This window comes from Anaerolineae bacterium (assembly GCA_035529315.1).
Classification (GTDB): Bacteria; Desulfobacterota; Desulfobacteria; order Desulfobacterales; family ETH-SRB1; genus Desulfaltia.
Map to the genome: position 1 here is coordinate 46,721 of DATKWZ010000009.1, position 19,184 is coordinate 65,904.

Annotated in this window: 17 protein-coding genes and 1 tRNA gene; 4 read left to right on the forward strand and 14 right to left on the reverse strand. The window is 39.0% G+C overall.

The window, feature by feature from the left end:
• Window positions 1-131 precede the first annotated feature (131 nt).
• Entirely contained in the window at window positions 132-530 is a 399-nt protein-coding gene (locus tag VMW78_01450; GenBank protein HUV49672.1) for a LysE family transporter, read from the forward strand.
• 132 nt (window positions 531-662) lie between these two features.
• A complete protein-coding gene (locus VMW78_01455; GenBank protein ID HUV49673.1) occupies window positions 663-1,178 on the forward strand; it encodes a hypothetical protein in 516 nt (171 codons plus the stop codon).
• 87 nt (window positions 1,179-1,265) lie between these two features.
• On the opposite strand, the gene VMW78_01460 is transcribed toward VMW78_01455, so the two are convergent.
• The 10 genes from VMW78_01460 to VMW78_01505 form a co-directional block, all read right to left on the reverse strand.
• Window positions 1,266-2,093 carry a 50S ribosomal protein L11 methyltransferase gene (locus VMW78_01460; GenBank protein ID HUV49674.1) on the reverse strand — a complete coding sequence of 276 codons (828 nt, stop codon included), beginning with the start codon at window positions 2,091-2,093 and terminating at the stop codon, window positions 1,266-1,268.
• Entirely contained in the window at window positions 2,090-2,440 is a 351-nt protein-coding gene (locus tag VMW78_01465) for a hypothetical protein (GenBank protein ID HUV49675.1), read from the reverse strand. The genes VMW78_01460 and VMW78_01465 overlap by 4 nt, the downstream gene beginning before the upstream one ends.
• Window positions 2,441-2,454: 14 nt before the next feature.
• Complete coding sequence (locus VMW78_01470; protein ID HUV49676.1) at window positions 2,455-3,141, reverse strand: YkgJ family cysteine cluster protein; 687 nt, start codon at window positions 3,139-3,141, stop codon at window positions 2,455-2,457.
• 427 nt (window positions 3,142-3,568) lie between these two features.
• On the reverse strand, window positions 3,569-4,984 hold the full coding sequence (gene mnmE, locus VMW78_01475) for a tRNA uridine-5-carboxymethylaminomethyl(34) synthesis GTPase MnmE (protein HUV49677.1): 1,416 nt from the start codon (window positions 4,982-4,984) through the stop codon (window positions 3,569-3,571).
• Window positions 4,985-5,018: 34 nt separating this feature from the next.
• On the reverse strand, window positions 5,019-5,813 hold the full coding sequence (jag, locus tag VMW78_01480) for an RNA-binding cell elongation regulator Jag/EloR (protein ID HUV49678.1): 795 nt from the start codon (window positions 5,811-5,813) through the stop codon (window positions 5,019-5,021).
• Window positions 5,814-5,828: 15 nt separating this feature from the next.
• Window positions 5,829-7,505: a membrane protein insertase YidC gene (gene yidC, locus VMW78_01485; GenBank protein ID HUV49679.1), complete on the reverse strand. Its 1,677-nt coding sequence runs from the start codon at window positions 7,503-7,505 to the stop codon at window positions 5,829-5,831.
• A 199-nt stretch (window positions 7,506-7,704) separates the two neighbouring features.
• Complete coding sequence (yidD, locus tag VMW78_01490) at window positions 7,705-7,917, reverse strand: membrane protein insertion efficiency factor YidD (protein ID HUV49680.1); 213 nt, start codon at window positions 7,915-7,917, stop codon at window positions 7,705-7,707.
• Between the two features lie 4 nt (window positions 7,918-7,921).
• Window positions 7,922-8,284: a ribonuclease P protein component gene (rnpA, locus tag VMW78_01495; protein HUV49681.1), complete on the reverse strand. Its 363-nt coding sequence runs from the start codon at window positions 8,282-8,284 to the stop codon at window positions 7,922-7,924.
• Window positions 8,285-8,337: 53 nt separating this feature from the next.
• A complete protein-coding gene (gene rpmH / locus VMW78_01500; GenBank protein HUV49682.1) occupies window positions 8,338-8,472 on the reverse strand; it encodes a 50S ribosomal protein L34 in 135 nt (44 codons plus the stop codon).
• A gap of 339 nt (window positions 8,473-8,811) precedes the next feature.
• Window positions 8,812-11,319: a TIGR03960 family B12-binding radical SAM protein gene (locus VMW78_01505; GenBank protein HUV49683.1), complete on the reverse strand. Its 2,508-nt coding sequence runs from the start codon at window positions 11,317-11,319 to the stop codon at window positions 8,812-8,814.
• Between the two features lie 152 nt (window positions 11,320-11,471).
• On the opposite strand from VMW78_01505, the gene VMW78_01510 reads away from it, so the two are divergent.
• Window positions 11,472-12,863 (forward strand): Do family serine endopeptidase, encoded by a 1,392-nt coding sequence (locus VMW78_01510; protein ID HUV49684.1) that lies wholly within the window; start codon window positions 11,472-11,474, stop codon window positions 12,861-12,863.
• Window positions 12,864-13,079: 216 nt separating this feature from the next.
• On the forward strand, window positions 13,080-14,462 hold the full coding sequence (gene asnS, locus VMW78_01515; GenBank protein HUV49685.1) for an asparagine--tRNA ligase: 1,383 nt from the start codon (window positions 13,080-13,082) through the stop codon (window positions 14,460-14,462).
• Window positions 14,463-14,600: 138 nt separating this feature from the next.
• Here the strand turns inward: asnS and gyrB are convergent, their stop codons facing one another.
• The 4 genes from gyrB to VMW78_01535 all read right to left on the reverse strand — a co-directional run.
• On the reverse strand, window positions 14,601-17,030 hold the full coding sequence (gene gyrB, locus VMW78_01520; protein ID HUV49686.1) for a DNA topoisomerase (ATP-hydrolyzing) subunit B: 2,430 nt from the start codon (window positions 17,028-17,030) through the stop codon (window positions 14,601-14,603).
• A complete protein-coding gene (gene dnaN, locus VMW78_01525) occupies window positions 17,030-18,157 on the reverse strand; it encodes a DNA polymerase III subunit beta (GenBank protein ID HUV49687.1) in 1,128 nt (375 codons plus the stop codon). The genes gyrB and dnaN overlap by 1 nt, the downstream gene beginning before the upstream one ends.
• A gap of 297 nt (window positions 18,158-18,454) precedes the next feature.
• A tRNA-Met gene (locus tag VMW78_01530) sits at window positions 18,455-18,531 on the reverse strand.
• A gap of 175 nt (window positions 18,532-18,706) precedes the next feature.
• Window positions 18,707-19,184, reverse strand: a 478-nt coding sequence (locus VMW78_01535) for an SLC13 family permease (protein ID HUV49688.1), incomplete at its 5' end; no start/stop codon positions are given.

The window sequence follows — 19,184 nt, forward strand, 5'->3', positions numbered from 1 at the left end:
TGTCTCCTTTGAATTGAAATAACTCAGGTTTCGCACCCTTGATTTTTATCAAGCTCAAGGCGGTAAAGGAGCCAAATTTATTTTGGCTCCTTTACCGTGCTCAGTCTATTTATATTACAAAACAGGATTGTATGGCAAATGAGTTAATAAATATTGTTTCTTCATTATGGGTGATTTTTTCCTTTTCCTTTCTGGTAGCATTGCCCGGAACCATGGCACCTAGCCCGCTGTTTACATATACGATTATCAAGTCGGTACAATCCGGCAGGCGCGGCTATCTGATAGGTTTATGGATTATAATGGGTCATGCCGTACTTGAAATGGTAATTATCATATTTCTGCTTTTTGGCTTCTCATTTATTCTGCAAAATATTATCGTTTTGAGAACCATAGGAGTTGCAGACGGAGCTTTGCTTATCTATTTCGGCTTATCCATAATCCTGAATGTATATAAAGACAATCTCCTGATATTTTTTTTAAACCCTGTCAATAGACCGGATCACGATGAACTGGGAAAAACAAAAAATTGACTCTGCAATGAACGTGAAAATATCTTGTAATAAAATATAAAATGTGGTATAAACTTTATTTAAAACCTGCCTAATCTGGCTTGTTACAGGTTTATCAAGTATTAGATGACGTTTTAAAAGGAGGAAGAAAAAATGGCGCAGGATAACAATCGCTCAATAATATCTATGGTAGCAGCAGTTGTAATAATAGGATTCATATTGCAGGTGGCTTTTATTTATGCCGAGAATATAGATTCGCCACACAAAGCTGCTCTTGAATTTTCCAAGGCATATTTCCTGCTTGACAAAGCAACAATGAACGAACGGCTCTGCAATGCACAAAAAACAATAGATGAAGTTAATATTATAGACGAATATATTCAGCAGACAGCTACTAAAGCCAGGGAAATGGGTTTTGAGTTAAAGTATATGAAAAACAATATGTACTATATTAAAACCCATACAATCCCCCTGGAAGATGCAAAAGCCAACGTCATGTTAACCTGTAAAATAAGGAAAAGCATAAACCCGCTCTTTGCAACAGTCGCAAAAATCTTTCATTTAGGGGAAACCCATGAGATTGATGCGATAATTCCGGTTATAAAAGAAAACGAAACATGGAAGGTTTGTGGAAAGGTTTTTACTTTGCCCGCTCCTGATCTTTCATAGTTTTATAACAAGCAACGACACATCATCTAGAGGCCTTTGAAAATACACATTTTCAAAGGCCTCGCTATATAGGCTTGATAGATTTCTTTAAGCTTTTTTTTCAAACACCATTGCGCCCCAACCTTTCTCTACCTCTTTTCTTTCTAATTTAAGAAATTTCTGTGTATAGAGTTTTTGAATATCCGGCATTTCAGATGCCTTAAGACCTGAAATTACAACTACTGCTTTATGCTTTGTAATACGGTTTAGTCTGGAGTATAGCTTTTTCAGGGTAGGATAGCGCAGGTTCGCGATTATCAGGGAAAACTGCTGGTTGATATCATCTATGGACCGGTTATGTATACTAATCCTGTTGGATAGATTGTTGAGTGAAATGTTTTTTTTAGCTTCCGCTCTTGCAACAGGATCAATATCAAGTCCGATTGCCCTGTTTATGCCAAACAGGACTGCCGTAATTGCAAGAACCCCTGAGCCTGTTCCAATATCAAGGGCAAATCTGTTTTGTTTGTCTCTTAAAAATCTGTCTGAAGATAATGCGTGCTCAACACCTCTGGTTGCCAGCCTCGTAGTTGGATGCTCTCCATTGCCAAACGACGATCCCTGCAGCATCTCAACTACCAGATCGCCGGCTTTACGCCTGTATGTAATGCCCGGCGGCTTAAGGACAACCCGTTTTGATATTCGCACCGGCTTGTTAAAGGATTTTTCCAGGAAGGTGTGGCCATATTTATAAGTATATGCCAGAGTCTGTTCTGCAACCAAGGCCTTGATTGCCTGTTTTGTCTGTTTTTTGGGATAAAAGTATCTGTTTGCTATTTCCTTTTCTATATCCAACTGGGTCAAGCATCTATCTGATTCAAATACAGTTTCGGCTACTTTTTGTTTCAGCAAATTGTACTTGTTTACAGAGGTCACTCAATATGCCCTTCCTTTTTCAAGAGATCCTTATACCAGCATGCAAACTCAAACATGCCTCTAAACGTTTCATTGTTGTTCATTATACCGTGGCAAATCTCAAAAGCCCCCCTCCCGAATTCGTTAGTATATTCCTCAGGGCTGCATGCCTGCATAAACTCCCTTACAAGCATCTGGGTTGTGCGTTTTGTCACATCTTTTCTGATATCTATCGGATCTTTTGGCTTGATAAAAGGATCCCATTCGTCATAACCTTTTTTCAGGATATGTTTCCGACGCCTAGGAGACATGCCGTCAAGTATGGCCTTTTTTCTTCTTTTCTCCTCTTCAGGGGAAATTTCCGTCATTTTTTCTACTCCTTTTAGGCGTTCTGCTTCTCTTTTGGGCTGTCTTTCTTAATGGTTTTCAGTCCAAAAAACTCTTCATCATAATTGGTAAGAATAGCCATGGATAAAGGCACAAGCAGGTCCGCCATGTTCACATAACTGGATTTAATTTCTTTTACAAGCTCAGCAGATATTTTGTAAAGATTATTCTGGAGTATATCCAGGTTTACCGTGGAATACTGCTTACCCTCAACAAAGCCGGATTTGCCACAGGTATGACCCGATCCACCAATACTGCCTGGAATCCCGTACACCCGGCATGTTATGGGCCGGTATTGATATATATCGCAAAGATTATGCTCGTTTAGCAGCGGGCATCTAATCCGTTTCTCTGCTATGTCCATTATTATGTCATCCTCTTTTTTTCCTGCTTCAAAATCTCTATATGCCTTTTTCTTTATTCTGCATCCCTCTCGATCAGCTTTGTTTGACTTATCAATAATCCTGTCCCTTTCTTTTCCTTTAATTTTTTTGTTGAATTGATAGTTTATATATAATCCTTCAATCAAACTAAGATCAAAAAGAGCATAACAACAGTCGCAGCACTCCTGTTTACATGTTATACATTCCGGATGTTCTTTTTTTACGCGCTCAAAAACAGCATCCGCCATTGTCACAATCTCTTCATATTTCCTGAAAAAAGGTGAAAAATCTATATCCATAACCATTCTCCTAACCCGGGCAGGCCGGTTGAAACGAAGCGAAAACCCCGATTTATCGGGAAACTAAACAGGATTTGTTTATCACAAAAGCACGAAAATATGACACAAAATTTTAGTTCGCTTTAAACTTTTATAAGCGTTCACGGAACATTGAAATTGGAAATTTGATGAATTCGTAAAAAGCCAAATTCGTTGGATGTGTCATTTCGACCGCAGGGGAAACCCTTATCTTTTCAATAGATTGCAGAATAAAGATTTCTCGTTTCCCTCGAAATGACACGCCAGAGAGACTTTTTACGAGGCCATCAAATTTGGCCTTCATGCTTTTGCACTGTCAACCCGTAAACTCGTTTCATCTATCCCAAGTTGCTAATTTCCAATTTCAAGCCGTGAAGGGCTGCAAGCTGTTTCTGTTTCACGTGAAACATTATTTACCTATACAGAATCTGCCGAAGATCCTGTCAAGCATGTCTTCGTTGGCAATAACACCTGTAATTTCTTCCAGCGAATCGACAGCCTCCTTAATATCTATGGAAATCAACTCAAACGGTGTTTGCATACGCATTCCTTTAACAGCTGATGATGCGGCCTGAAGACTTCTCTCGAGAGCTATCTTGTGCCTTAAATTCGGAACAATTGTATGTTCAGAGTCGAAACCCTGTTCACTAAGAGATGTTTTTGCTATCAAATCCTTAAGCCTGTCAAGCCCGTGGCCATAAAGGGCTGATATTTTAACTTGCGGAATATTAATCCAGGAATCCGGCATGTCAAGCCCGTGTTCATCATCTACAAGATCTGATTTGTTTATAACTATTATCAGCTTTCTGTCGCCGATCCTTTCATATATCTTATAGTCCTCCCCTGTTATCCGGCAGCCTGCATCAAGCACAAATAAAACCAGATCAGACAGGTCGGTGTGCTCATAAGTCTTTTTTATGCCCATAACCTCTACAGGATCATCTGTTTCATGCAGACCCGCGGTGTCTGTAATAATTACAGGGATGCCCCTGATGCCTAACGGCTCTTCTATAAAGTCTCTTGTAGTGCCTGGCATTGAGGAAACAATAGCTCGCTCCTTTTGGAGCAAACGATTCATAAGGCTCGACTTCCCGACGTTTGGGCGACCCACAACAACCAGCTTGAGGCCGTCTCTCAAAACATGAGCGTTTTCATACCACTCAATCAGGTCGTTTAATCTTGCAATGACCTTGTCCTGGAGTGTTTTGATTATTGTATCAATATCAACAATCTCTGCAACATCATCCGGGAAATCTATGGCTGCATTTATTTCAGCAAAAACATCAGACAGCGGACACCTTATTGTTTCAATGCTCATTCGCATATCACCCTTTAGCTGAGCAGTGGCTATTTCGAGCGATTTGTTTGTCCTGGCATTGATAATATCAACAACCGCCTCAGCCTGTGTAAGATCAATGCGGCCATTTATATATGCTCTCTTTGTAAACTCGCCAGGCTCGGCAAGCCTGGCGCCGTTTTTTAAGACCAGCTCCAGAATAGAGCTCAATACAACAGGCCCTGAATGAGCCTGTATCTCTACGACATCCTCACCAGTATATGAACGTGGCGCCTTCATAATTGCCAAAAGAATCTCGTCGAGCTGCCGCCCGTTTGCCGGATCAACAACATATCCATAGTATAGCCTGTGATATTTAGATTTTGCAAAAGAAAAGTCGCATGTAGCTGCATGTTGATCAGAGGCAAAAGAAGAGCTTTTAAAAATAGTTGCGGCTATCCTTAAAGCCTTTTCGCCGGAAATTCTGATAATACCGATACCACCGCGACCTATTGGCGTCGCAACAGCAGCAATGGTTGGATTGTCCATTTGAAACCTTTGGCAATATGATTATGAAAGCGGCTTAACCAGAGACTTTCTTAATAGAATTTTTTCTGGGAAATATCATCAACTTCTTGATATAACCGTTGCCGATACTCTTGGTTCTAATTTCGCTATCATCCTTTAGGGCAAGATGTACAATTCTCCTGTCATAAGCATTCATTTGGCCTATTGTCACGGGCTTCCCTGTTTGCTTCGCTTTTTTAGCAAGCCGTCCAACCAGTTTTTGCAAACTTGCCTGTCTGTTTTCCAGATAACCATCCACATCTACCTGTATGCGTATTCTTTGCTCGCTATTCTTGTTGATGATTTTTTCAACCAAATATTGTATGGCTTCAAGCGTCTGTCCGTGTTTTCCGATTAGAAGCGCAGGGTTGCCCCCCTTTACCCTTAATAACATTCTGTCTTCATCCGGTTCAATCGATATTGTTGTATCAGTAGTAATGCAATCAATTATATGCTGTAAAACATCCCTTCCAAGATCGACCGGTTTAAAATCATCGTGAGTTGTTGTCGTGCTTACAGGTGTTTCTGTTGTAGCTGCTTCTGTTACGGGTGCTTCTGTTAATGATTTATCATCATCACCAATATTGCTCGGCTGCTTTTTGCAAGCCGTTTTCGGCGTGATCTTGGGCAAAGGCTCGGGCGTCTTAACCCGTATCTTTGCTTTCTTGGCTCCGACCAACCCGAAAATACCGGTAGATCCATAAGAAATAACATCATGTTTGAGTTTTCCCCTGGGGATATTAAGCGCATCACAGGCATTCTTGACCGCCTGCTCAATATCTTTACCTTCAAATTCCAAAGAAGGCGACATATATAACCTCCGTTATTAAGCTCTTTTTTCTGTAATATAATGCTGTTGCGCAATAGACAGAATGTTGTTTGTCAACCAGTACAAAACAAGTCCGGAAGAAAAATTTATAAATATCGCAGTAAAAACAATCGGCATAAACTTCATCATCTTTGCCTGGGCAGGATCACCCACGGCCGGCGACATTTGCTGCTGCAGAAACATGGTGGCGCCCATAATAATAGTTAATACAGGAATGCCGTAAGGTGGCTGCATCAGCGGGATAGAGAAACTAAAATGAAAAAGGCGATCCGGAGCAGACAGGTCTGTGATCCAGCCAAAAAAAGGCGCGTGCCTGAGCTCTATGGCTTCATACAACATACGATAAAGGGCAAAAAATACAGGTAGCTGCACGATCATTGGCAGACATCCGCCCACAGGATTTACCTTGTATGTTTTATATAATGCCATAATTTCTTCATTCATCTTCTTTTTATCATTCTTGTATTTTTCTTTTATTCCCATCATCAGCGGCTGAATTTTCTTCATTTCAGCCATGGATCTATAGCTCTTTGTTCCAAGAGGCCAGAGTATAATCTTCGTGCCTATGGTTAAAATAATAATGGCCACGCCATAATTGGGGATAATGCTGTATAAAAAATTCATAAACCAGAGGCATGGTTTGGCGATAAAATCAAACATCCCAAAATCAATCGCCCTGTTAAGCTTATAGTCGCATTGTTTGAGAACTCTCGTACTCTTAGGCCCAAAAAAGAGTTTGTACTCATAACTATGCTGCATCCCGGGTTGTATAACTGTTTCAGGCTGCATGTACTGGGCTTCCAACACGTCGTCCTGCGACAGGAAAAGTCGCATGCTCGCTTCAACAGGCTTAGCCGGAATAATGCTGGACATAAAATAACGATCCTGAACCGTGACCCATTGCAGAACTCCCGTATATGTGTTTTTATCTTTTATTTTTTTAGCCTTGATCTGCTCAAGCGAATCGTTAATCAAAGCGCTCGGGCCTTCAAATCCATACATGGTCTTTGTTTTAGAATAGGTTTTCATTAACGACAGTATTAGATTGTCCTGTATTGTTTGATGAGAATTGTTTTTAATTATTACATTCAATCCAATCAGGTATGTTTCTGGAAAAAAGATAAATCTCTTTTCTACAACTACGCCGTTTTCAGATACCCAGGAAAATGTGATTTCTTCCGATTGATCGTTAATGTTCACAAATTCGCTGTCGCGATTTACATTAAAAACTGCGTGGTTAAGGCCTGGAAGGCTGTTGCCGGCAAGCCCGAGCAGAACCGTTCCCTTGTCATGAATTTCCGGAGATATCATTTGATATAAAGGTGAATCATCATCGCTGTTTTCCTTGTAATCTTTCAGAACAAACCCATTAAACATCGCCCCCTTTTCTGAAATTTTAACCGAATATAAAGGCGTATTTACAGTAATTATTCTTGCTGCTTTTACCGGTTTCAACAGGTCGTCCTTACCAGACATCAAATCGGGCATCACCGTCTTAGTAGCGACAATATCCTTCTCAATATCTTTATTAAACAGATCCTCTTTTGTCATCTGTTCAGCCAGTCGGCTTTTGCTTGGGGGCTGAATAGCTTCCCTGTCAATAAAGAATATCTCCCACAAAACAAAAACAAGAAAACAAAGAACAATAGCTATAGCTAAACGAGGAACATCCATAATATACTCCTAAATTTTATACTTGATAAAAAGTATTACCGGTTCAAGTGCATTGGAACCGGCTGAAACAGGTTGGTTTTGGTTGTATCGGCAGAATCTTTGAGTGGCCTATTAGGGGATACAATGATCTCTAATATTAAATAAGTCTGACAGCACAGGCCTGCCAGACCCGTTAATATTTATATTCACGGCCATCCGGTTAAGGGACACGATCAACTCCACCCGGATTAAACGGGTGGCATCGCAGAATTCTTTTTAAAGCAAGGAATGATCCCTTTAGCGATCCATAACGTAAAACAGCCTGATAGGCATACTCGGAACAGGTTGGATAAAAACGACACGACGGACTCAAAACAGGAGACAAAACATATTGATATGCCCTTATAGTAAACAGGGCAAGCATCTGAAACATTTTATTAATGGTAAAAAATCCTTGTAGTTTTTGTAATTTTGTCAAAAATGTTTTGCAGGGACAAAAAAGCCTGGGCTGATGACAGGTTTACAGCCTCCTTCTTTGCTATAATATTTATATCCAAAATCCCTGTATTTTTGTGCCTGTTGAGTCGATAATATTCACGGATAACGCGTTTAATTCTGTTGCGAACGACTGCGTTTCCAACCTTTCTCGAAACGGTAATACCAATGCGCGTTCTTTCAGTTTTACCCGGAGCAAAAACTGCAATAAAGTTGTTATTTTGGCATCGCCTGCTTTTTGCCGTCAACCTTAGAAAATCTGGGCGTTTTAACAGTCTATCCACCTTGGTAAAAAAAAATCTCACAAGATATCCGCCCTGAAACCCTTACAACCAACCGATTTTATTGTGTATTACACCTAAACGCTCAGGCGGTTTCTGCCTTTAGCCCTACGCCTGTTAATAATTCTTCTACCCTGTTTTGTTGACATCCTTTTTAAAAAGCCGTGCGTTCTGGCACGCTTTATCCTGCTTGGCTGATAGGTTCTTTTCATATTAAATATCCCCTAAATTATGTGTTTATTGAGACCGTTTGCCTTATGTTTAACTCATTATCAGGTTTAATACCGCTTTTAGCGGAAAACATTTTTCAAAGGTCTCACAGCAAAAATGCCTGGTCAGTTATTTTTAAACTTATAAAATAATCACAAGTCAAATATAAAGTCAAGTATCAAAAATTGAGCATTGTTAACAATTTATCATCTAACGAAATTTTTTGAAAAACATCAACTCAAGTTTCGCCGCCTTGATTTCTATCAAAGTCAAGGCGGTAAAAGAGCGGAAACAACAACAATCAGGCAGTTGCGACTTTTTACGAGCTCATTAATTTTTGATCATTGCTTTATTATTGTTGCCTGTTTCATTATCTCTTCGGAAAGATTAAAAATTCCCTTTATAATCTCAAACGGCCGTGCCGTTCTACCGGGTTCTAACCTGAGCCTTATCATCATTCTGCAAGGGTCGGTTAAATCAATCTTTAAAACCATGTCCTTAAAATCTATCCTTTTTACCTTGCCTTTTCGATTAACACGGGTTTGCACAAAATCGGCACTTTTTATAAAATCGTTTAATTTTTGCTTATCAAAACAACCCTCTTTTAGTTTAACCAGATATGTGGCCGATTTTTCCTGTTTAGTGTCCGGCTTTGAAGAAGATATTTGACACTCTTTCACTAAAAGACCTTCCGGAAGATGGTTGTTTAAAGCGGTTGTCACCGCGTCTGGTTTAACACTGCCGCAAATCATCAAAGAGAATGATTCATTCAGGCTTTCCATGCCTATTGGAAGAGCATCATCAAAAGACATCTTAGGCATGGGATGAAAACCTTCTGTAAACTTTACCGATATGCCTGCCCGCCTCAAGGCGCGTACAAAGATATTTACAAGCTCCAGGTGCCCGAAATATTTTGCCGAACCCTGTTTTGAATAAAAAACCCTAACCCTTGTGTAAAACCCGGCTTTTTCACCTGACGCACCTCCTTTGTTGTATAAAAGCTCATTAATAGTATTAATGCCGGATTCAAGCATCTGACAATGCACTCGTTTTTGCGGTTCAAACACCTTTGGCTCAACGGTTTTAAAGTCGCATACTCCACAGGTGTTACAAACACCCTGGCGACAGTCCAGCGTATGTTCTCCGCACTCTGCCTTTTCCCATTCAAGCTTCAAAAACTCTTTTGTTACTCCGATGTCAATATGATCCCATGGCAACCGGTCTGTAACCTCCCTTAAACGGGTTATATAACGATCTACATCAAGCCCTTGATCAAAAAAAGCCTTTTCCCATAATCCATACTGAAACCTGTCACCCCAGCCGTCAAACTTACACCCTTTTTCGTATGCATCTACCAGCAAACCGCTAAGCCGCCTGTCGCCCCGTGCAAAAAGACCCTCGACCATACTCACTTCAGGATTTTGCCACTTAAAATGGATTCCGGGCATCTTTAAGTTGGCCCGTAGCATTTCTATCTTTTCCCTTGATTCAGCCAGAGATATCTGCGGCGCCCATTGAAAAGGGGTATGCGGTTTGGGAATAAATGTCGCCACGCTGACATTTATCTGGCCCTTGCGCCCTGGTGCTTTAATCTTGCGAAGCCTCTTAACAAGCTCAACAATCGCCAGAAGATCCTCTTCGGTTTCTGATGGAAGGCCTATCATAAAATATAATTTTATCACCAGCCAACCCAGACCAAAGACATCCTGTACCGTGTCAACGATTTCCTTTTCTGTAATATTCTTATTTATAACATCCCTAAGCCTCTGGCTGCCGGCTTCAGGGGCAATAGTAAATCCTGTTTTTCTGACCTTTTTTATGATATTAATCAGTTCAGGAGTCAATGTGCCGGCACGTAGCGAAGGTAAAGAAACAGCAATATGTCCGGGTTCACATCGAGACATGAGCTGATTCATCAGGGGGATAATAGAACTATAATCTGCGGTACTCAGCGACAATAACGAGAGATCTTCGTAACCTGTAGCCGCACATGAAGTATCAAACAGATTAAGCAATTTCTTTACCGATCGTTCACGCACAGGTCGATATATCATCCCTGCCTGACAAAATCGGCAGCCCCTGGTACATCCTCTTGCGATCTCAAGACGAAGCCGATCGTGTACAGGTTTGCCGAACGGGATTATCGGAGCATCAGGAAAAAGAGCTGTGTCAAGATCCGCTATTATTTCCCTTGTAACAACCTTATAGTCTGAAAATCTGGGTTGCGGAGTTTGAGGCACATAAACCCCTTTAATTAACGATAATTGTTTTAAAAGAATATTCTTGTCTTCACTGCCATCCTCTTTCCATGCAAGCCAGGCCATGGATATATCGACTATCACATTTTCGCCATCTCCGACCACCAAGGCGTCAAAAAAATCAGCAACAGGCTCTGGATTGCACGTACAGGGGCCACCAGCTATAATCAGCGGGAACGAACCATCCCTTTTTGAAGAAAGAAACGGGATGCCGGAAAGGTCGAGCATTGTAAGAACATTAGTATAATTTAGCTCGTAAAGCAGGCTGAAACCGATAATATCAAAACTTTTAATAGGGTTATGTGATTCCATGGACACAAGTGGCATATGTGACGATCTCAAATAGGACTCCATATCAAGGTCTGGAGCATAAACCCTTTCAGCAGCTATCTCTTTATGTTGATTGAGGATATGATAAAGTATCTGAAGCCCGAAATGTGATGTGCCTATTTCATATAGATCAGGAAACGCAAGGGCAACCCTTAGCCTGACCTTGTCCGGATCTTTTTTTATGGAGTTTATCTCCGTGCCCAGATATCGGCTCGGCCGGTCTACCAGCGGCAGGATGTCTTGAAATGTTTTAATTTTCATGATATTATATTATTATTTTTATCACAGAGTTTTTTGACTTTTTACAAAGCCGTAAAACTTAAACTATAATCACTTTACAAGCTTATACAAACCTTTTTTGTAACGGTTTACAGTTAACGGTTGATTAATACACAAAAGCAAGAGTCTCGATTATGATACACATATATAAAAAATTTATCCATTTAATTATAGCCTTTATTGCAATACTAATCATTTCATTTCCATGCTCTGCAGCGGAATATGAACGGGAAAATCCTGTTGTCAGGGCTGTGCGCAAGGTCAGCCCCGCGGTTGTGAACATAAATTCGGAATATGAGGTTCGCGGGCGCACCAATCCTTTCTCCGGATTCATGATGGATCCTTTGTTTGATTCCTTTTTCAAAGACTTTTTTGACCCTGGTTTTGAACAGCAACACAAAAGAACAAGCCTTGGATCAGGAGTTATTATTGATGGAAAACGGGGCCTTATTCTCACAAATGCGCACGTGCTTGCAAAAAGCACAAGCATAACGGTTGTTTTAAATGATGAACGGAAATTTGATGCCAGGATTATAGGCACTGATCCTGATTCCGATCTGGCGGTGCTGCGAATATCATCAAAAGATTCTCTTCCCTCTATAGAAATGGGCGGCTCCGACGACCTTATGATAGGGGAAACTATTATAGCCATAGGAAACCCGTTCGGATTTTCCAACACAGTAACAACAGGGGTTATAAGCGCAGTAAACCGAAGCATCAGGACAGACAACGCTGTTTATCATGATTTTATACAGTTAGACGCATCCATTAATCCCGGCAACAGCGGAGGAGCCCTGCTTAATATAAACGGCGAACTTATCGGCATTAATACTGCAATTTATGCAAAAGCCCAGGGAATAGGCTTTGCCATACCCATTAACAAGGCAAAAAGGATTGTGTCAGACCTTATTCGATACGGAGAGGTTGTTCAAATATGGCTTGGCATAACTGTGCAGAATCTTGATAAAAAGCTTGCCCAATACCTGAAAGCTCCTGAACACAAGGGTGTGGTTGTCAAAGAGGTCTCAAGTGGAGGGCCCGGTAATAAAGCAGACATCCAGGACGGTGATATTATCCTGTCTGTCGGCTCCAGGAGCACCCCTTCGATTGAGCATTACCATACAGCCATGAAAAATTATGCCAAGGGGGATATGATCAAAATAAAGCTCTGGCGAAACAACAAAGTAATTAGTGTTTCAACAAAAGCCGATGTGTTCCCTGAAAAGCTGGCCATGGAACTTGGCTTCAAACTTCTTGGGGTAAAGGTTGAAAACCTGTCTTTAACAAAACGTTTTCAATATAAAACATCCGAAAAAACAGGTGTGGTGATTTCATCAATTAACGGTCAATCCCATCTGGCACGTATCGGGGTAAAACCCGGTGATATAATACGGCAAATTGATGAAATGGCTGTAAGCAGCGTAAAGGATTTTGAAAAAGCGGTTGTAAAATACCGCAATAAAAGATCGGTAGTCCTTTTATTGCAGCGCGGCGATCAAAGCTATTATATAACCATAAAATTATAATGATTGTCTTTTCATGTTGTTCATTACGAAGAGCCGAATGAGGGAATGGGCTCCTACAAAAACCGGCAATCGCTACCGTTGTCATACACGCCCCGGGCATTAGGCGAAAAACTCGCCATAAACCAGGGCGCAGAGGTTTATTTAGCAAAAAAGCTCTGTGTTCTCAGCGATCTCTGTGGTAAAAAAAGACACTTTAAATGGGGATTATCCGATAAGATGAAGCGCATTAGAATATTAAATCTTTTAAAGTCAGACAAACCCATAGGTAATGTAATTATAATGGGGTGGATCAGAACCCGGCGTGATTCAAAGGGCTTTTCCTTTTTAGAAATTAACGACGGGTCATGCCTTAAAAACATACAGGTGGTTGCAGACAGCTCCCTTGCTAATTATGAAGAAATAACAAAGATTTCAACAGGATCGGCGGTAAGTGTAACCGGTTCCTTAATGGAATCTCAGGGAAAAGGACAAAGATGGGAGTTAAAAGCAGATGGTATGGAAATACTCGGCTTTGCCCCTGATACATTCCCGCTGCAAAAAAAACGGCATGGCGACGAGTTTTTAAGAACCATCGCTCATTTAAGACCAAGAACCAACAAATACGGAGCTATCTTTCGTATAAGATCGGAGCTGTCCTTTGCAATACATAAATTCTTTAAAGACAGAGGCTTTAAATATATTCATACTCCGGCTTTAACCGCTTCTGACTGCGAAGGTGCCGGGGAAATGTTTAAGGTAACCACGCTGGATTTAGATAATGTTCCAAAAAAGGATGGAAAAACCGACTTTTCGCTCGATTTTTTCGGCGCTGCAACAAATCTGACGGTATCTGGACAGCTTTCAGCAGAGATGTTTGCCCTGGCATTAGGCGATGTTTATACGTTCGGCCCGACTTTCAGAGCTGAAAACTCAAATACAAGCAGGCATGTTGCTGAATTCTGGATGGTTGAACCTGAGATGGCCTTTAGCGATCTAAACGACGCCATGGATTTGAGCGAAGAATTTTTGAAATATCTGACAGGATATGTAATGGATGAATGCGGGGCTGATCTGGAACTTTTTGCAAAGTATGTTGACAAAAACCTTATGACAACACTGGAAAGTTTAATCTCGTCCGGTTTTACAAGGCTTTCATACAAAGAGGCTGTGAAGATTTTAAGTAAATCAGGACAAGATTTTGAGTTTGAGGCAGGCTTCGGCAAAGACTTGCAGTCCGAGCACGAAAAATATCTTACCGAACACTATTTTAAAAACCCTGTGATTGTCTATGATTATCCCAAAGACATAAAGCCTTTTTATATGAGAATAAATGACGATAATAAAACCGTTGCCGCCATGGATGTTCTTGTGCCGAAAATAGGGGAGATAATAGGCGGAAGCCAGCGCGAAGAACGGCTGAATATTCTTGAAGCAAGGATGGACAAACAGGGATTGTTAAAAAAGGATTACTGGTGGTATATCGAATCCAGAAAATACGGCTCTGCTTTCCACAGTGGATTTGGCCTGGGTTTTGAACGTTTGCTGATGTTTTTAACAGGCACAACCAATATCAGGGATGTCATACCCTTTCCAAGAACCCCGAACAATATTTCTTTTTAAAACATCGTGTTGTAGCTATTCACATTTATCGGTTCAAAGTTCACGGTTTCTTCAATGAATATCTATGTTCGTCAGTGTGTGTCTGTGGCTAAGAATTGATTTCTGTAAGGCTTTTATTAATAATAATATGTTTGTTTTTCATATGTCGAGTACGCTGACATTAAGCGCATTGTTTTGAATAAACTCTCTTCGCGGCTCAACCTCTTCTCCCATAAGGATTGTAAAAATTTCATCCGCTTCGACCACATCATCAATCTTTATCTGCAGCAAAGCTCTGTTGTTGGGATCCATGGTAGTCTCCCATAGCTGGCCTGGATTCATTTCGCCAAGACCCTTATATCTCTGAACAGCCAGACCTTTCTTGCCATCTTCTATTAAAAAGGATAAAAGATCTTTTTTGTCCTTTTTAACAACATCGGTACCTGTTTTGTCATTATTAAAGATCAAAAACGGAGGGTAATTAAATTTTAATATATTTTTTCCTGCAACAAGACATCTCTGATAATCCGACGAACACACAAATCCTCTGCCGATTTTAACCGGTTTTATTTCCCTGTCTGATATGGCTGTTGCCAAAACATCCTGATGTATACTGTCTTTAAGGCTAACCATAATTTCATATATATCTCTTTCCTGATTCCAGATCGGCCCACCAACACTGTAACCATCTTTTAACAACTGGTCGTTGAGATATGTCATTTGCTGTTTGTCTTTTAAAAATTTTATGTTTTCAACCCCTTGTTTTATCAACAACTCAACAAAATCCTGTTTTATACCACGGGACTCAAGTTTTGACATGTTTTCAAAATATTCTGCAAGATCGCATAAAAAAAGATAAAGATTATGTTCGGACAGTGTTTTTTCATCCTTTGCAATTTTTACACTTTTATTATTACAAGCCCGTTTTAAAACATGATCATTAAAACTGGTCTCATCCTTAATATAAACCGCTGATTTTCCTTTACCTAACTTAAATAATGGGGGCTGAGCAATATACAAATATCCTTTCTCGATTATATTGGGCATCTGTCGATAAAAGAGTGTTAATAAAAGAGTTCTTATGTGAGAACCGTCAACATCGGCATCAGTCATAATAATTATCTTATGATATCTAATGTTTTCAATGTTATATTCTTCTTTCCCGACCCCTGTGCCAAGCACGGTAATTATATTTCTAATTTCCTCGCTGCGCAAAATTTTATCAAAACGGGATTTTTCAACATTTAATATCTTCCCTTTTAACGGCAAAATAGCCTGGAACTTTCTATCTCTACCCTGTTTTGCGCTGCCACCGGCGGAATCACCCTCTACAATAAAGAGTTCTCTTTCTGAAGGTTCTGAAAATTGGCACTCAGCCAACTTGCCGGGAAGTGTTGAATCAAGCAATGATCCCTGTTTCCTTGCCAGGTCCCTTGCCCGTTTTGCGGCATCTCTCGCCCTTGCAGCATCAACCGCTTTTTCTATAATCTTTTTAGCAATAGAAGGATCTTCTTCTAAAAACATACTTAACTTTTCATTAACAAGAGATTCAACAAGTCCCTTTACTTCACTGTTGCCTAATTTGGTTTTTGTCTGTCCTTCAAATTGAGGGTTCTTTATTCTGATGCTTATTATTGCGGTCAATCCTTCCCGAACATCATCACCGCTAATTTTTACATGAAGGTTTTTAGGCAGGTTTGCTGTGGATGTATACTGATTTAATGTACGCGTAAGGGCGGCCTTAAATCCGATTAAATGAAAACCACCCTCTACTGTATTAATATTGTTTGCAAAGGAAAATATATTTTCTTTAAAAGTATCATTATATTGTATTACTATTTCAATTTGAACATCATTTTTTTCTCCTTGAATAAATATAGGCTTGTGAAGGGATGTGTGTCTCCTGTTAAGATATTCAACAAAAGAGACTATTCCTCCTTCGTAAAAAAAACTTTCTTTTGTATCGGAACGTTCATCCTCAATAGTTATATTTAAGCCTTTATTTAAAAAAGCAAGCTCCCTGACTCTTCTGTTAAGTATTTCATATATGAAATTATTTGTATTAAAAATATCAAGATCAGGAGAAAAATGAATCTTGGTGCCCTTCTTATCTGTATTTCCTGTTATACTTAACTCGCTATTCTTTATCCCTTTTTTATATATTTGATAATAAATTTTGTTGTCTTTATATATTTCTACTTCAAAAACTGCTGAAAGAGCATTTACAACCGATATTCCAACACCATGCAGCCCGCCGGACACTTTATAAGAATCGTTATCGAATTTTCCTCCTGCATGAAGCTTTGTTAAAACAACCTCAACAGCAGGCACTTTTTCGGTTTTATGAATACCAACAGGAATACCCCTGCCATTATCTTCAACGCTGATACTGTTATCTGTATGGATAGTGACCTTAATTAAATCACAATATCCGGCCATGGCTTCATCAATACTGTTGTCAATAATCTCATAAACAAGATGATGAAGACCTTCAACATCCACATTCCCGATATACATTGAAGGCCTCAATTTCACAGCTTCAAGGCCTTCAAGTACATCTATACTGCTTTCATCGTAAATATTTTCCATTAAATTCTCATCGGCATAATAACACTTAAAAACTGTTTATCCTCTTTTCCCTCAATAAAACATGGTTTCTGTTCATCAATTATATTTAAAACAATATTATCCTCATTAATTACATTTAATGTGTCTATAAAGAATTTTGGATTAAATGCTGTCTCAATTGTATTCCCTTTATAATCTATGTCCATATCCTCTTTTGATTCACCTAAATCAGGATTGGTGGCGGTAATTATTATTTTATCTTTCTGAAAATTAAACACCACCCCTTTATAACTATCAGAATATAATATAGACATTCTTTTCAACATGTTTAGAAACATTTTTCTATCAATAGTAATTATATTTGAATCTCCTTTGTCAATAATTTCACTATATTTTGGAAATTCACCTTCAAGAAGTCTTATTATAATAGTTTCCGTGTCTTTTTTAACAATAAAATGGTTGTCTTTATTTCCTATCTGCACATCGCCTTTTGGATCAAGAAACCTGTTTACTTCAGTTAAACCCTTTTTAGGAATAATAATACCCGGCTCTAATGGTATTTCAAATTTGCCTGCGTCAGACTCTGGAATATAATCAGCCAGCGAAAGCCTGCTGCCATCCGTGGAAACCATCCTGAGTGTATTTTGATTGTTGTTTTTTAGTTTTTCAAAATATATTCCATTAATATGGACTCTTCTGTCATCTGTAGCAACACCTATAATAAGGGTTTTATCTATCATTTTTTTAAGAGCCGCTGATTTGATTTTAAAAAAAGAAATATCCTCTATTAACGGAATTTCAGGAAAATCGTCGGGATTCATTCCAACTATATGATAATTAATCTTATTATTTCCGATTTCCACCCAATGATTGTCTATTTCATTAATATTTATTTCATTGGTTGGAAATTCTTTTACTATCTCATATAATTTTCTTGCATTAATAGCTATTGTTCCCTGTGAGTTCACTTTTGCAGGGTATTCTCCTATAAATCCTGTTTCAAGATCAGTAGCGGCAATTTTTATACCGGAATCTATTGTTTGTATTAAAACTGTTTCAGTAATAGCCAGGCTGCTTTTATGTCCTGTTAAACCCTGAATGTTCGATAATACATCCAATATATCCGTCTTGTTAATAGTAAACTTCATATCCTTATTCCTATATTAAGTTATAAAAGATTATTTTTAATGTGTGTTTATAACTATAATAACTTTTTAACCTACCTGTTTTATTAAATAAAAAATATAAAATTATAACAAAAAACCATATATTATTATGTTTAAAAAACCGATATTATAAACATATAAAAAAATATTGTTTATAAGTAATTAATTATTGATAAAATATCAATACAAAAAAGCTAACAATATTTATAGTTATATTAAGGTAGAAAAATTGAATCTGACGCAGTATTTGGGTAAAAGGGGATGTTTTTGAAAAGAAGGTGGTAGCGGGGATAGGATTTGAACCTATGACCTTCGGGTTATGAGCCCGACGAGCTACCATGCTGCTCCACCCCGCGTTGTATTAGAAAATTTGCAATTAACTTTCTTACCGCAGAAACCTATTATAATGATTTTTCATTTTTTTTCAAACAGTATCACTCATCATTAATTTTTATCTAATAAAAACCTCGTAAGACCGGAAAAGATGAAAATTTAAATATCCATTAAAAAAGATGACTTATAGAGTAATAATTAAAAAAACCCGGTAATATATTTAATATAAATTCCAATATTGGAAATAGTAAGAGCAATTAGTGTAGCCGGTATTGAAAGTTTCATCCAATTTACCCACCCGATTGATTGACCTCTTTTTTCCATCGTAGTATATGCTACCACATTTGCCGAAGCTCCTATGGGAAGAAAATTACCTCCCATATCCGCACCCAGTGAGGTTGCCCAGACCATTATTGACAGTGCCGGAACCCCCGCAAACTTTACAATGTTTTCCAGGATATATGCCATAGAAAGTGAAAAGGGCACATTATCAATAAATCCACTGGCAATACCGGAACCCCAGACAAGTGCGCTTAAAAGTCCCATATGATTACCTTCAAAATGACCTGTAATATAGCCTGCAATTGTCTTTACAACCCCGGTATGCTCCAGTCCGCCTACCAATATAAATAGTCCCATAAAAAATAATATCACTTCATAGTTGACTTTTAATAGA